Genomic DNA, 13,391 nt, shown 5'->3' on the forward strand with positions numbered 1-13,391 from the left:
ATTAGAATGTGAAACAATCATGAATGTGTGAAGGTGGAGCGCATGGCGTTTGCGAACGGGGATATTTCTTGAACGCTTGCGTTCCGGGGGCCTTCGCATGCATTGGGGGGATGAGTGGTGGCGGGACGTTGGGGACCGCCCCCACTCAGCCTATTTAACGCTGTTTTCGGGGCGCCAAGCCCCCCGCCCCTCATGCTCATTTAGGGGCCGGGCGAGTCTCCCTGGCAAGCCTGAGGGTCACCAGCTGGAACGGTCGCAAAACCAGATCCGCTCCGTCCCGGCACGTTTCCACTCCGGGTGCGGGGACCGGGCGCTCCAGCAAGTCGACGGCAGTGACGCGCCGCACCGGAAAGTTCGCCGTGAGCTTCCCCGCAGAGCGCTCGCCCAGTGACTCGTACAGGCGGACAACCACATCGCCGGACCCGTCCTCGGCCAGCTTGACCGCTTCAATGACGAGCGCAGGATTCGTCACGGAGAAGAGCGGTTCCACCGGCGAAGCGCCGTGGACCAGCCGGGGCACGAGGTTGGTTCGGTAGCCTTCCTCCACGGCATCGGCAATACCGGCTCCCGGACGGATGGTGACGGTGAGTTCATGAAGCCCGCGGTCGGCGTCGGGATCCGGGAACTTCGGGGCGCGCAGCAGTGAGAGCCGCACGGTAGTGGTGGTGCCGCCGTCGGACTCCCTGATGCTCCGCGTGACATCGTGCCCGTAGGTGGAGGAGTTGGAAATGGCCACGCCATACCCCGGCTCGGCCACGTGGATCCACCGGTGTGCGCAGATTTCGAACTTTGCCGTTTCCCAGGACGTATTGGTGTGCGTGGGCCGGAAGACGTGGCCGAACTGCGTCTCCGCCGCAGACCTCTCCGCCCGGACATCCAGGGCGAACCCGAGCTTGAGCAGCTTTTCGCGTTCCTGCCAGTCCACGGATGTGGTGATGGAAAGGGACGGGCTGCCGGCCGCAAGGCTGATGTGCTGCGTAACGGGGGACGCGCCGGCAAGCCGCTCCACCGTGACGACAGCCTCTGCCCCTTCCCGGCTCAACCGCACGGATGCCGCCTGGGTCAGCGGCGTGACGTTGCGCCGGTAGAACCCGTCGATGTCCCAGGCGTCCCATTCGTTGGGCGTGTCCCGGTGCAGTTCGAGGAGGTTGCCGCGCTGGCCCGGCGCAATGGCTTCGCGGCCGGTGGCATGATCCACCAATGACGTGAGAAGCCCGCTACCGTCCAGCACCGCGCGGATGACGCCGTTGTCCAGGATGTAGCCGCCGTCATGGGCCTTGGCATGGACCTCTCCGGCCGGCGCGGCAGGTTCGCCCGCAGCCAGGGCGGGAACGCCGGCCCTGGCATGCGGCGCTGCGTTCAGCAGGAAGGTCCGCTCGCCCTTGCCCAGCGTGGCGGCGGCAGCTTGGCTGATGATTGCTTCAAGGGCTTCACCGATTGCCTGGTAGTTGCGCTCGGCATCCTGGTGCACCCAGGCAATGGCGCTGCCCGGAAGGATGTCATGGAACTGCTGCAGCAGCACCAGCTGCCACAGCCGCTTGAGCTCAGCGGCCGGGTAGGCGTATCCGCCGCTGGCACGGACCGCGGCCGTGGTGCACCACAGTTCGGCCTCCCGCAGCAGGTGCTCACTGCGCCTGTTGCCCTTCTTTGTCCTGGCCTGGCTGGTGTAGGTTCCGCGGTGCAGTTCGAGGTACATCTCGCCAACCCAGACAGGCAGGACGGGGTAGTCTTCCTCCGCCTGCGTGAAAAAGCTCTCGGCCGAGCCGATCCGGACCTTGGGCGAGCCTTCCAGGTTGGCGGCGCGCGACGCTGCCGCCAGCATTTCCCGCGTTGGTCCGCCACCGCCGTCGCCGTAGCCGAACGGCACCAGGGACACGGTGCCGCGCCCATGGTCCCGGTAGTTGCGTTCCGCGTGTGCCAGTTCGCGGCCGGTCAGCTCCGAGTTGTAGGTGTCTACCGGCGGGAAGTGGGTGAAGAGCCTGGTGCCGTCAATGCCCTCCCAGTTGAAGGTGTGGTGGGGAAACTTGTTGGTTTGGTTCCAGGAGATCTTCTGGGTCAGGAACCAGCGGCTGCCGGCAGACTTGACGATCTGCGGCAGCGCAGCAGAATAGCCAAATGAATCAGGCAGCCAGGCTTCGTGGCACTCAACGCCGAATTCCGCCATGAAGAAGCCCTTGCCCTCCACGAACTGGCGTGCCATGGCCTCACCGCCGGGCATATTGGTGTCCGACTCGACCCACATTCCGCCCACGGGGACAAACTGGCCAGAGCGGACCTTCTCGCGGATACGGCTGAACAGTTCAGGGTAGAGCTCCTTGATCCAGGCCAGCTGCTGCGCCGAGGAGCAGGAGAACACAAAGTCCGGATTTTCATCCATCAGGGACACCACGTTGGAGAAGGTCCGTGCACACTTGCGGACCGTCTCGCGCACCGGCCAGAGCCAGGCGGAGTCGATGTGCGCGTGGCCGGTGGCCACCAGCTGGTGGGCTGAGGCATAGGCCGGCCGGGCCAGTACTTCGGCAAGTGCTTCACGTCCCGCTGCGGCGGTGCCAGGAACATCGTCCGGGTCCATGACGTCCATCATGCGTTCAAGGGCGCGGAGGATCTCATGCCGCCGCGGCAGTTCCAGGGGCAGTTCCGCCATCAGGCCGGAAAGGGTCCGGATATCCTGCTGGAGTTCCCAGACCGCCTGGTTCAGTTCCGCAATGGCGATGTTCCCCAGCCGGTACTGCGGCGCCGTCCCGGCCGTGGACTTGTCACCGTACGGCATGGGGGCGAAGGTCCAGCCCTGCGCGACGTCCGGGTTCGCGGCGGCTTCCACGTAGAAGTCCACCGCCATGCCGCCACCCAGCAGCTTCAGCGGTATGTACTGGTTCCTGGGCGAGACAGCCTTGATGGTGGTGCCGTCCGGACGCCAGGCCAGGCCTTCGCACTGGAAGCCGGGAATTTCGGTGGTGAAACCGAGGTCCACGAGCACTTCAACAGTGGTGTCCGGCCCGGTGCCCCACGATTCGGGGACTTCGCCCTGGAGCCGGAGCCATTTGGTCCCCCAAGGCTTCCCCCAGGGAGCCCCGTGTTCCTGGGGCTGGAAGTCCTGCCGCATTGCCTCCAGCGCGGGGACTGGCTCATCGGGCGCATCCCAGCTGCTCAGGGTAAGGGGAAGGCTCCGGCCGTAGACCGCCGGGCTAATCCGTTCACGCACGAACCTTTGGAGGCGGACTTCCGTTATCCGGCGGTCGTCATGCAATGTGGGCCCTCTTCAGCGGTTGGGACTGGACCATGCTGTCCATTCGATGGATAAATCTACCCGCTGGTAGCCCGTTTACCAACCCTTTCGGAAAACGCATCCCGGACGCTGACCTGCGCGCAAGTCAAGCTTACGACGGCGGCCGAAGCTTACGACGGCGGCGCCGCGGCCACCGGCCGCCGTATCCTTCCGTCACCGGCATAGATGTTAAGGCTGGTTCCCCTGCTGAAGCCGGCGAGGGTCACTCCGCTGGCCTCGGCGAGTTCGACGGCAAGGCTCGACGGCGCACTGACCGCAGCGAGGACGGGGATTCCGGCGAGCGCAGCCTTTTGGACCAGCTCGAAGGATGCCCGGCCGGAGACTTGGAGCACGGTGCCGCGAAGCGGCAGCAAACCTTCCCTCAGGGCCCACCCCACAACCTTGTCCACCGCATTGTGCCGCCCCACATCCTCCCGAAGGCACAGAAGCTGGGGGCCGCCGTCGTCCCCTATCTTGAAGAGCCCGGCAGCATGGACGCCGCCGGTGTCATCGAAGAGGCGCTGGGACTCCCGGAGGATGCCCGGAAGCGAGGCAAGCACCTCCGCGGAGACGCTCAGCGGATCCCCGGCGGGGTTGAAGTGCGAGGATTTCCGGACGGATTCTATGGAGTCGGTCCCGCAGATGCCGCATGAACTGGAGGTGTAGACGTGCCGGCCGATGGAAGGAAGCTCCACGTCGGGCCGCAACTGGGCCTCCACCACGTTGAAGGTCTGCACCCCGTTTTCGTCTTCCCCGGCGCAAAAGCGCAGCGAAACGAGCTGCCCGGACTCCCAGATGACGCCCTCTGACACGAGGAACCCGGCCACGAGGTCGAAGTCATCCCCCGGCGTGCGCATGGTTACCGAGTAGGACAGGCTTCCCAGCCGGATTTCCAGCGGCTCTTCCACCGCCAGGACGTCCTCCCGGTACCGGACCGGAAACTCGAGGGCGTTCGGGGAACCGTCCAGCACATACTTGTGCACCTTGCGGCGCTGGGTCACGCGTCCCATATCCCACCGTTCCTGTCCATGTGTCCATCATCGCAACTGCCTTGGGGCGATGCCAGCGTGGCTGCAGCACGTTGGCAGGCCTCAGCCAAGGAGTGCGCTCCAGTCTACGGGGCCGGCCGGCGCCGGTTTGGCGGCCGGCTTGCCCGTCCGTCCGGCAGTGCGCGCCTTCGTCTTGGCGGCGGGCTCGGGCGGCGCCGGGATGGGCGGCCCCCACGGAAGGGCAAAGGCGGGCACCAGCTCTCCCAGCTGCACCCCGTGGGGAGGCACAACCAGAACGCCGTCCGCTGAAGCCAGCCCGCGCATCATGCCCGGGCCGGTGTGCTGGGCGGGAGAGGCCATGCCGTAAAGCAGGCGGAACGGGACCAGGCGTGTGCGCCCGGGTTCGGGGTCGAGGGTGGTTCCGCAGGGAACCTCCTGCACGGCCGGCAGCGTGCGGTGTCCCAGCGCCGCGAGCAGCGGGGCCCCCACCGTGGAAAGTGCCATCATGGCTGCAAGGGGGTTACCCGGCAGTCCAAGCACGAACCGCCCGTCCGGAAGTTCGGCCAGGACGGCCGGGTGTCCGGGACGCATGGCCACGCCGTCAATGATCAGCCGCCCGCCCAGCTCCCGCACGGCCCGGCGAAGGTGGTCGGTGCCGGATTTTCCGGTCCCGCCTGTGGTGATGACGACGTCGGCCGGCAGGTCCGGCGCGCCCGGCACCCCGGGGACCACGTCCTCCAGTGCCGCCAGCCATTCAGCGTACGAATCGCCGATCCGTTGCTGTCCGCCCGGCAGCCCGCCCAGCATGCCCACCACGGCCGGTAGCTGCGGGCCGAAGGTGTCACGCACCTGCCCCGGAACCGGCAGGCCGCTCCCAACCACTTCAGAACCGGTCAGCAGCAGCCGGACCAGGGGCTTTCCCTGGACCACAAGTTCGTCATAACCGGCCAGGGCTGCGAGGGCCAGGTGCGCAGGGTTCAGCACCACGCCGGCCTTGACCAGGATGTCCCCTTCCGAGGCCTCCTCCCCTGCTTTCCTGACATGCTGGCCTGCACGGGGCTCGCCAGGGCGGGCAGTGCCGCCGGTCACCAGGACGGGCAGCCCGTCTTCGTCTTTGTCCAGGCGGGCGCTTTCGCTGCGCAGCACCGCCTTCGCCCCGGGCGGTATGAGTCCCCCCGTGGCAATGGGACTGGCCTGGTGCGGAGCCAGCGGCAAACCTGCATCCACCAGGATCCACGGCCCCGTGCCATTAACGGCCCAGCCGTCCATCGCCGATGACGCATAGTGGGGCATCACCTGCAGGGCCACAATGTCCTGGTCCAGCCTGCGTCCGAGGGCCAGCTCCAGGGGAACAGGGCCGGCGGGGATTGGAGTGCCGGCGTCGAAAGCTGCCTGCCGGGCTTCTTCCCACGTATGGTCGAGGTGCCTCGGCTGCCCGCCCCCGGGAGCATCCGCTGCTTGCTGGGACTCCTTCGTCATTCGCCGGGAGCCCCGGCGGCTTCAGCATCGTAGTCGGCAGCCAGGGAACGGGCCACGGCCAGGGCGGACTCCATGGAAGCAGCATTGGGTGCCCGGCCCGAGCCGGACGCCAGGCCGGCGGCATACCCGGCAATAAACGTCGTCAGGGGCGCGGCCGGACGGACCACCGAGTGGGCGGCCACACCGGCCAAGGCAAGGATGGCGTTGACGTCCACCTGGACGTCCTCCAGTTCATAGGCCTGGAGGAGGGACCTGCACCACTCCTCCAGCGTTTCATCCTGGCTTTTCACGAACGTGCCTCCCTATTTAACTGCGGCTGCGCCGGTCCTGGCCTTTGTCCTGGTTGCCGGCGGCAATCCCTAGTGCGGCGGCATCATCCCAGGTGTCCACGTCTGCCGTGGAACCTGCAGGGACGGTGACAGGCTGCACCTCCAGACTAGCAAGGAGGGAGCGCACGGAGCCGTTAATAAGGGCGCCACGGGACGAGAGCTGCGCCGCCGAGGTTTTTAACGCAGCCGTGCGGTAAAAACCGGCCAGAGGCTGGAGCCGGCCGTCTTCCGCGCGTGCCATGGCGCCGTCTGCGTTCGTCGAAACCATGGCCGCCACCAGTGCCTCCACTGCGTCCCGGACCAGCGGCATGTCACACGCCAGCACCAAAGTGAACTCCGCCTCGTGTCCGTCCCGGGCCAAGGCGTCAAGTCCGGCGGAGATGGCAGCTGCCGGCCCCGCGAACTCCGGCTCTTCCCGGCAGAAAAGCACCCCGGGGACAGAATGTCCGGCGTCCGGGCCCACCACCGCCGTCCGCGCAGCATCCGCTGCAGCGGCCAGGGCGCGCTGGAGGAGGGTGTCATGATGGAAAACCAAGCCCTGTTTCGGCACCCCGCCCAACCGGGAAGACCGGCCGCCGGCCAGGATCACTGCATTGAAGTCCAGCCGCTTCTGTTCCATGCCCCCAGCCTAGCCATCGGCGGCGCTGCGGGCGTGCCGAAGGTTCCGGTCAGGCGGCCCGCTCCGGCAGAAGGAACGGATCCCAGGCTGGAGTGGGCTTCTCAAGTTCCTTGATCTGCCAGATGGTTCCATGCGGTGGCTCCGGGACGAAACGCAGTTTCCAGCCCATTTCCGCCGGCGTATGGTCGCCCTTGACGTTGTTGCAGCGCAGGCAGGCCGCCACCAGGTTCTCCCAGGAGTCCTCGCCGCCCCGGGACTTGGGGTGGACGTGGTCGATGGTGTGGGCCGCTTTACCGCAGTACGCGCATCTGTGGCCGTCGCGCCTGAGCACTCCGCGGCGGCTGACAGCAGTGGCCTGGTTGTACCTCGGCCGGATGTAACGGTTCAGGAGAATCACCGAGGGACGGCCCAGGATTTCCTGCGGTCCCACCACGGGATCATCGCCTTCGGCAACCACGCTGGCCTTGCCCGTGAGCACAAGCACCAGCGCCCGGCGGAAAGTGATCACCGCCAGGGGCTCATACCCAGCATTCAGAACGAGAGTGCGCATGCACGTACCTCTTCACGGCCGCACCCGTCCAGGGGCACGAGGGCCGGCTGCCCTCGGCATGTCCGGGCTATGGATCGACACCACAAGAGTAAACATAGAAGCGCGCGATCGGCTAATCGCCCTTTCCCTGAACGGTCGTGTCGATCCAGTCAGGCGGCGCATACTGAACGGCTGGAGCAGCCGGCAGTTAAAAGGCAAGAACCCTTGCCGTGAGGGCAAGGGTTCTTTTGAGTCCTGGTCGGACCGCCGGAACTGGCGGGTCAGTTCACTCGGATGAACACGGGGCCGGAGCCGACGTTGGCGCTGAAGACCACCGTCTGGTTTCCGTTGTAGCCACCGTGGACGGCCTGGCCGTTGCCTGCGTAGACAGCAATGTGTGCCATGCCGGCACCGCCGTCGGCGTAGTAGATCAGGTCGCCGGGCTGCGCCTCGGCAGCGCTGACGGTGCGACCCAGGGAGAGGTAGCCTGCAGGCCAGTCGTGGAAGTTGATCCCCACTGCTGCCAGGGAGTTCGTGACCAGCATGGTGCAGTCCTGCATAACACCCAGCTGGGCGTATGCAGCCGACAGGATGGCTGCACCCTTGCCGCTGGCGGAAGCAGTGGGAGCGGCGGCCGGGGCCGAGGCCGTGGAAACCTTGGCCGTGACCTTGGGAGCAGCAGGCTGGGCGACGGGGGCCGGCTCGGCCTCCTGGACCTCGACAGGTGCGGGTTCTTCGATAACCGGGGCCGGCGTGGTGGTGACGGCGGGCTTTTCGAAGGTGATGTTGATCGTGGAGGCCGCGGAGATGGGGGCTTCGACGGCGGATTCAACTTCCAGGGTGGAAGCCGGAGCGGAGTCGCGCTGGACGTTGGAGTCGGCAGCGTTCGCCGCGATGCCGCTGGTCAGTACCAGGCCGGAAGCGGCGGCGATGACAGCGGCCTGGCGGCCTACGCCGCCGGCGTTCTCGCCGACAGCCTTGGCGATGATGGCGATTGAGCTGGTTTTGGTGACCTCGGCGCGATGCCGTGCGGTAGCACGAGTAGTCATCAGTTCTCTCTTTCGTTTTCCTCAGGCCGTTGTGGGCACCAAGGGATGTGGACGCGCCGGCATCTTGGGGGTACGCCGGCACGCCCCGAACGGGGATGTGGTGTTAGCGGAAAGCGTGGTGGAGCAAAGAAATAGTTCTTGGACCCGAGGGTCCAAGAACTATTTGCTGATGGTGAAGAACGAAGAGGTGCCGGTGGCGGCTACGGCGTGGAGCAGCGTGCCCTGGGAGGGGTTGAGCGCGCTGACCATCATGCCGTTGCCGACGTAGATGCCGACGTGCGCTCCGCCGTTCTGCATGACCAGGTCGCCGGGCTGCGGGGTGGAGGTGGGGGTCATGGCAGTCCAGGCGTTGACGCGGGGGATGCTGATGCCGGCCTGGGCGTAAACCCACTGGGTGAAGCCGGAGCAGTCCCATCCGGTGACCGGGCTGGTGCCGCCCCAGACGTAGGGGCTGCCAATGCCCGTGTAGGCGATGGCAGCAATGCCTGAGGTGGAAGCGGAAGAGACAGTCTTGGCCAGCTTGTCCGCTGCAGACTCCGAACTCGACGCTGCGCCCGTTTCCGTGGCGGTGGACTGTGGGCGCACCCGCTCCGGCTTCGGGGCGGCAGTGGTCTTGACCACGGGCCGCTCGAACGACACGGTGGCCGTGGGGGCTGCGGTGACTGCCAGGGCAGCCTGCGCGGAGCCGGACTCGGTGGAAGCGGAAACACCAGCGGTGGTGTCCGCTGCGTTGGCGGGCAGGCCCATGCTGAGGATAAGACCGGAAGCTGCGGCGATAACGGCAGCCTGGCGACCTACTGTCCCGGCATTGGCACTAACAGCCTTGGACATAGTGTCCAAGGGGTTGGTACGAACCGTTTGCGCACGGTGGCGCGCAGAATTATTGCGTGAAGACACGAAGGTAGCCTCTCCCAATGCCTGCGAGGTGAGCTGTCGGATTCGGATGGGAGTCACCCGGCCGCGCTGCTTCCAAGGAAGTTTTGCGACTTAACCCCAAGGTCTTAGCCAAAGCCAAGACCAAAATTGGTTCCCCCGCCCCTGCCAGACGATGAAATGCGAACGGACCTTGAGCGGTGGCAGAGTTAGGCAATCCGCACAAGAGCGTCAACTTCGGAAAAGTTGACGCGAGTTAGACGGTACAGCAGTTTTGAGTGAATGTCACATTCAGGTCACGGCAAGTCACGATCATCTGATAGTTCACCGTCACTTGACTACAGCCAGCCAGTCGGATCGACCACTTCGCCGTTGACCTGCACCTCGAAGTGGAGGTGGCAGCCCGTGGAGGCGCCCGTGGTCCCGCTAAGGGCAATTACGTCCCCGCGCGAGACGGTCTGCCCCTCCCTCACGCTGAAGGAGGAGAGGTGGTTGTACGTGGTTTCCAGGCCGTTGCCGTGGTCCACCACAACGCGGTTTCCGCCGCCGAACTGGTGCCAGCCCACGAAGGTCACGGTACCGGTGGCGGCAGCGAAGACCGACGTACCGCACTGGGCCACATAGTCCTGGCCGCGGTGGAAGTCGCCTGAGCCACCGGTGATCGGGCTGACGCGGTAGCCGAAGGGGGACGCTGTGGTCAGCGTGGCCAGTGGAGCGCCGAGGCTTCCTGCCGAGGCAGCACGTGACACCGAGCCGGCGGACTGGGCACTGAGAAGCTGCTTGAGCTTGCCGTCCGGATCCGCCTGGGTGACCACGGCGGAACGGCTGAAATCGATCTGGGCACCGGCCTCGGCTGAGATCTGCGGCTGCGGCGTGACGGCTGAGGCTGCCATCGGAGTAACACCGGGAGCGTCGGTGGCCATCACGGGGCTGGTGGCCGGCACCGTCACGGTCAGCACCAGGCCTGTGGCTGCGAGTGCGATTCCGGCCTTCTGGCCGATTCCGCTCGCAGCAGCGAACTCGGTGACTTGGCGGAAGGGACCACGACGGCGGCGCGCATCACGGTGGGGATCGCGGGGGCGTTCCGTGGTGATGACTTCAACAACCCGCGGCGTCGAAGCGGGCACCGCTGCGCGGCGGCGTCCCCTGGGGGTCTGCATGGACAAGAAGGGTTCCTCTCTGGAAAGCCTGCGAAGTTAGCTGTCGGATTCGGGTCAGAGAGTTCAAAGACCCGGTCCGCCGTAAGCAAGCTTCGGCACAGAGGTATCCACGGAGGATCCTTCACTGGAAGAGGCTTGCTGCTGACGGACTTCACCCCAAGGCAGTCCCCCGGCTGCCGTTTGTGGTTCCCCCGCCTCTGCCAGTAATGACTCGTGCACCTGATCCGCTGGCAGAGCTCGGCTCCAGATCAGGTAACGCTTTAGTATCAACGCTTGGGTTTAACTATAGGGGCAAAAGTCCCAAAGTAACAATTCCGTTATCTTTGCGTAACCGGCACCCGTTGGGGTAGCCGGGAGGCCTCAAGCGGTCCCTAGCGTACGGCCACGAAGACGTGCGCCGCGACTTCCGGCGGCAGCTCCAGGGCCCCTTCGATGCCCGGGACGCGGACCGAAATGTACTCCCCCACCCGCTCCAGCGAGACCGAGGCACCGGGCCGGATTCCGCCTTCATCAAGCTGGACCAACAACTCGGGTTCCACCTGGATCGGCTCTGCCAGGCGGCTGACTGTCACCTCAGACGCCGGGCCGTAGGTCTTCATGGCCTCAAGCAGGCTGACCGCCGCGTCCGCAGCGGCCTGCGCCTCGCCCCCGAGGGCCGCCAATCCCGGGATGGGATTGCCATACGGGGACTCAGTGGGATGGTTCAGCATTTCGTAAATGCGCCGTTCCACCCGTTCGCTCATGACGTGCTCCCAGCGGCAGGCTTCGTCATGGACGTAGGCCCAGTCCAGCCCGATGACATCGGCCAGGAGCCGCTCCGCCAACCTGTGCTTCCGCATGACTTCGGTGGCGCGCTTCCGGCCCACCTCCGTGAGTTCAAGGTGCCGATCTCCGGAGACAACCACCAGGCCGTCCCGTTCCATCCTGCCGATGGTCTGCGACACAGTGGGCCCGGAGTGGCGCAGCCGCTCCGCGATCCGGGCCCGGAGGGCAACGATGTTTTCTTCCTCAAGCTCCAAGATGGTCCGAAGGTACATCTCCGTAGTGTCGATCAGATCCGTCATCCAGCTCAGCTCCTCGAGCGCAGTACCTTGCGTTGTCCCACCGTACCGCCTTCACATGCAGCGTGGTCCGTTGGAAAGCTTAGCCTATTTTGAGTTTGTCCGAATAGTTGACGGCGCGGGCAGGGGCCCTGTCTCAATGTCTGGACTATGACGGTCCCGGTTCCCGCTGAAACAGCTGTTCAGGCAGAATGAGGGAGGGCCCGAGTCACAGTCGCCGCGACTGCCTGGCACCCACATCCGTCCGGACCAACACCCCGTCCACGCCGAAATTGGAGCACCTGTGAGCGAAACCAGCATCACTATTCCCGCCGACCTCCTGCCCAAGGACGGGCGGTTCGGCGCCGGTCCCTCCAAAGTCCGGCAGGAGCAGATCGATGCCTTGTCCGCCGCATCGAAGACCATCCTGGGAACGTCCCACCGGCAGGCACCGGTCAAGAACCTGGTGGGGTCCGTACGCGAAGGCCTGAGCCAGTTCTTCCGTGCCCCGGAAGGCTATGAGGTGGTGCTGGGCGTGGGCGGTTCCACGGCGTTCTGGGACGTCGCCAGCTTCGGCCTGGTGGAGAAGAAGGCGCAGCACCTCTCATTCGGTGAATTCGGCTCGAAATTCGCGGCAGCCACCAACAAGGCACCTTTCCTGGATGCCTCCTCCATCATCAAATCCGAGCCGGGAACCCGCCCTGCTGCGCAGGCTGAGGCGGGCGTTGATGCCTATGCCTGGCCGCAGAACGAGACGTCCACTGGCGTGTCCGCCCCCGTTAAGCGCGTGGCTGGCGCGGATGAGGGCTCACTGGTCCTTATTGACGCGACGTCGGCAGCCGGCGGCCTGGACGTCGACGTGGCGGAGAGCGACGTCTACTATTTCGCCCCGCAGAAAAACTTTGCCTCCGACGGCGGGCTGTGGCTTGGCCTGTTCTCGCCGGCTGCACTGGAGCGCGCGGCCCGGATCAAGTCCACCAGCCGCTGGATCCCGGACTTCCTGGACCTCCAGACGGCCATTGACAACTCCCGCCTGAACCAGACCTACAACACGCCGTCGCTGTCCACCCTGGTGACCCTGGACGCCCAGGTGCAGTGGCTGAACGCGAACGGCGGGCTTGACTTCGCTTCGGCGCGGACTGCAGATTCTGCCGGACGCATCTACAGCTGGGCGGAGTCCTCCGAATTCGCCACGCCGTTCGTCGCCAACCCGGACGAGCGCTCCAACGTAATCGCCACGATTGACTTCGACGATTCAGTGGACGCGGCCGTGGTGGCCAAGGTCCTGCGGGCCAACGGCATCGTGGACACCGAGCCGTACCGGAAGCTGGGCCGCAACCAGCTGCGCATCGCCACGTTTGTGGCCATCGAGCCGTCCGACGTCTCTGCCCTGCTGGCGAGCATCGACTACGTGGTGGGCGAACTGCGCAAGTAGGCCGGCAGCCTTAACGTACGACGGCGCCGCCCGGGATCATCCCGGACGGCGCCGTTCGTGTGTGGTCAGGAAGTCCTTGCTTCGTCGCCGGGCTGTCCACCGTCGCCGGGCTTTTCCTCCCCGGATTCCTGGCCCTGTTCCGGCTCCTGGGCCGGCACCTGCTCCGGCTCCTGCTCGTCCTCGGGTCTGACACGTTCCGCCCACGGCACCCATTCCGGGGCAAGGATCGAATCCTCCGACGGCAGCAGGCCGAGTTCGTTGACGGTGACGACCTTGGAGCGGGAGTTACGGGTGAGCACCGCGTACCACTGCCAGCCCAGGTAACCGGCCAGCTTCGACTCAAACAGATGGGTCACCAGGCGGTCGCCTTCGCTCTTGGCCGCAAGGTGTTGGCCGATCGTAGCCGGTGCCGTGATGCCCTCGATGGCGGTGCGGGCGGTGTCCACGGCTGCAGCCAGGAAGGCATCAGGCTTGCCTGTCCGCCACACCGGAACACCCGCGCGGCGCTTGGACATGGCCTTGGCCCCCGCAGCCGCAGGGTTGGCAGCGGCAGCAGCCCCCGCCGTCGGACCGTCCTGGTCCTGGGCGGCGGCCACCGGCTGTTCAGCTTCCGGGTTCATCGGC

Annotated in this window: 12 protein-coding genes and 2 riboswitches; of the genes, 1 reads left to right on the forward strand and 11 read right to left on the reverse strand. The window is 66.0% G+C overall.

Translation table 11 applies throughout. From position 1 onward, the window contains the following. Positions 1-196: 196 nt before the first annotated feature. The 10 genes from U7114_RS02365 to U7114_RS02410 all read right to left on the reverse strand — a co-directional run bounded on the left by U7114_RS02365 (position 197) and on the right by U7114_RS02410 (position 11,356). Positions 197-3,247 (reverse strand): alpha-mannosidase, encoded by a 3,051-nt coding sequence (locus tag U7114_RS02365; RefSeq protein WP_321215410.1) that lies wholly within the window; start codon positions 3,245-3,247, stop codon positions 197-199. Positions 3,248-3,396: 149 nt separating this feature from the next. Continuing rightward, positions 3,397-4,275, reverse strand: coding sequence for a formate dehydrogenase accessory sulfurtransferase FdhD (gene fdhD / locus U7114_RS02370; RefSeq protein ID WP_321215409.1), 879 nt, complete (start codon positions 4,273-4,275; stop codon positions 3,397-3,399). Positions 4,276-4,356: 81 nt separating this feature from the next. Beyond that, the gene (locus U7114_RS02375; protein ID WP_321215408.1) at positions 4,357-5,733 is read right to left on the reverse strand and encodes a molybdopterin molybdotransferase MoeA; all 1,377 of its coding nucleotides are present in this window, start codon (positions 5,731-5,733) and stop codon (positions 4,357-4,359) included. Then, a complete protein-coding gene (locus tag U7114_RS02380; RefSeq protein WP_199775326.1) occupies positions 5,730-6,023 on the reverse strand; it encodes a DUF6457 domain-containing protein in 294 nt (97 codons plus the stop codon). Before U7114_RS02380 ends, U7114_RS02375 begins: the two co-directional genes overlap by 4 nt. 16 nt (positions 6,024-6,039) lie before the next feature. Next, positions 6,040-6,681 (reverse strand): molybdenum cofactor guanylyltransferase, encoded by a 642-nt coding sequence (gene mobA / locus U7114_RS02385; RefSeq protein WP_321215407.1) that lies wholly within the window; start codon positions 6,679-6,681, stop codon positions 6,040-6,042. 49 nt (positions 6,682-6,730) lie between these two features. Further along, entirely contained in the window at positions 6,731-7,231 is a 501-nt protein-coding gene (locus tag U7114_RS02390) for an HNH endonuclease (protein ID WP_104996890.1), read from the reverse strand. Positions 7,232-7,491: 260 nt separating this feature from the next. Further along, entirely contained in the window at positions 7,492-8,259 is a 768-nt protein-coding gene (locus U7114_RS02395; RefSeq protein ID WP_157239034.1) for an NlpC/P60 family protein, read from the reverse strand. A 159-nt stretch (positions 8,260-8,418) separates the two neighbouring features. Then, positions 8,419-9,090 carry a C40 family peptidase gene (locus U7114_RS02400; protein WP_157239035.1) on the reverse strand — a complete coding sequence of 224 codons (672 nt, stop codon included), beginning with the start codon at positions 9,088-9,090 and terminating at the stop codon, positions 8,419-8,421. A 70-nt stretch (positions 9,091-9,160) separates the two neighbouring features. Further along, positions 9,161-9,358, reverse strand: a riboswitch (cyclic di-AMP (ydaO/yuaA leader). Positions 9,359-9,470: 112 nt separating this feature from the next. Continuing rightward, on the reverse strand, positions 9,471-10,292 hold the full coding sequence (locus U7114_RS02405) for a M23 family metallopeptidase (protein WP_157242685.1): 822 nt from the start codon (positions 10,290-10,292) through the stop codon (positions 9,471-9,473). A gap of 10 nt (positions 10,293-10,302) precedes the next feature. After that, a riboswitch (cyclic di-AMP (ydaO/yuaA leader) is annotated at positions 10,303-10,545 on the reverse strand. A 118-nt stretch (positions 10,546-10,663) separates the two neighbouring features. Next, positions 10,664-11,356: a metal-dependent transcriptional regulator gene (locus tag U7114_RS02410; protein WP_321215406.1), complete on the reverse strand. Its 693-nt coding sequence runs from the start codon at positions 11,354-11,356 to the stop codon at positions 10,664-10,666. Positions 11,357-11,636: 280 nt separating this feature from the next. Here U7114_RS02410 and serC point away from each other — a divergent pair, with 280 nt between their 5' ends. Then, the gene (serC, locus tag U7114_RS02415; protein ID WP_321215405.1) at positions 11,637-12,767 is read left to right on the forward strand and encodes a phosphoserine transaminase; all 1,131 of its coding nucleotides are present in this window, start codon (positions 11,637-11,639) and stop codon (positions 12,765-12,767) included. A 65-nt stretch (positions 12,768-12,832) separates the two neighbouring features. Here serC and U7114_RS02420 read toward each other — a convergent pair whose 3' ends face one another. Continuing rightward, positions 12,833-13,387: a DUF3027 domain-containing protein gene (locus tag U7114_RS02420; RefSeq protein WP_157239038.1), complete on the reverse strand. Its 555-nt coding sequence runs from the start codon at positions 13,385-13,387 to the stop codon at positions 12,833-12,835. Positions 13,388-13,391 lie beyond the last annotated feature (4 nt).

The organism is Pseudarthrobacter sp. C1, assembly GCF_034720455.1.
Taxonomy (GTDB): Bacteria; Actinomycetota; Actinomycetes; order Actinomycetales; family Micrococcaceae; genus Arthrobacter.

What these genes read in the sequence shown, in the direction of transcription:
- fdhD (WP_321215409.1), bottom strand. Translation starts at nt 4,275, where the DNA reads ATGGGACGCGTGACCCAGCGCCGCAAGGTGCACAAGTATGTGCTGGAC.
- U7114_RS02375 (WP_321215408.1), bottom strand. Translation starts at nt 5,733, where the DNA reads ATGACGAAGGAGTCCCAGCAAGCAGCGGATGCTCCCGGGGGCGGGCAG.
- mobA (WP_321215407.1), bottom strand. Translation starts at nt 6,681, where the DNA reads ATGGAACAGAAGCGGCTGGACTTCAATGCAGTGATCCTGGCCGGCGGC.
- U7114_RS02390 (WP_104996890.1), bottom strand. Translation starts at nt 7,231, where the DNA reads ATGCGCACTCTCGTTCTGAATGCTGGGTATGAGCCCCTGGCGGTGATC.
- U7114_RS02395 (WP_157239034.1), bottom strand. Translation starts at nt 8,259, where the DNA reads ATGACTACTCGTGCTACCGCACGGCATCGCGCCGAGGTCACCAAAACC.
- U7114_RS02400 (WP_157239035.1), bottom strand. Translation starts at nt 9,090, where the DNA reads ATGTCCAAGGCTGTTAGTGCCAATGCCGGGACAGTAGGTCGCCAGGCT.
- U7114_RS02405 (WP_157242685.1), bottom strand. Translation starts at nt 10,292, where the DNA reads ATGCAGACCCCCAGGGGACGCCGCCGCGCAGCGGTGCCCGCTTCGACG.
- U7114_RS02410 (WP_321215406.1), bottom strand. Translation starts at nt 11,356, where the DNA reads ATGACGGATCTGATCGACACTACGGAGATGTACCTTCGGACCATCTTG.
- U7114_RS02420 (WP_157239038.1), bottom strand. Translation starts at nt 13,387, where the DNA reads ATGAACCCGGAAGCTGAACAGCCGGTGGCCGCCGCCCAGGACCAGGAC.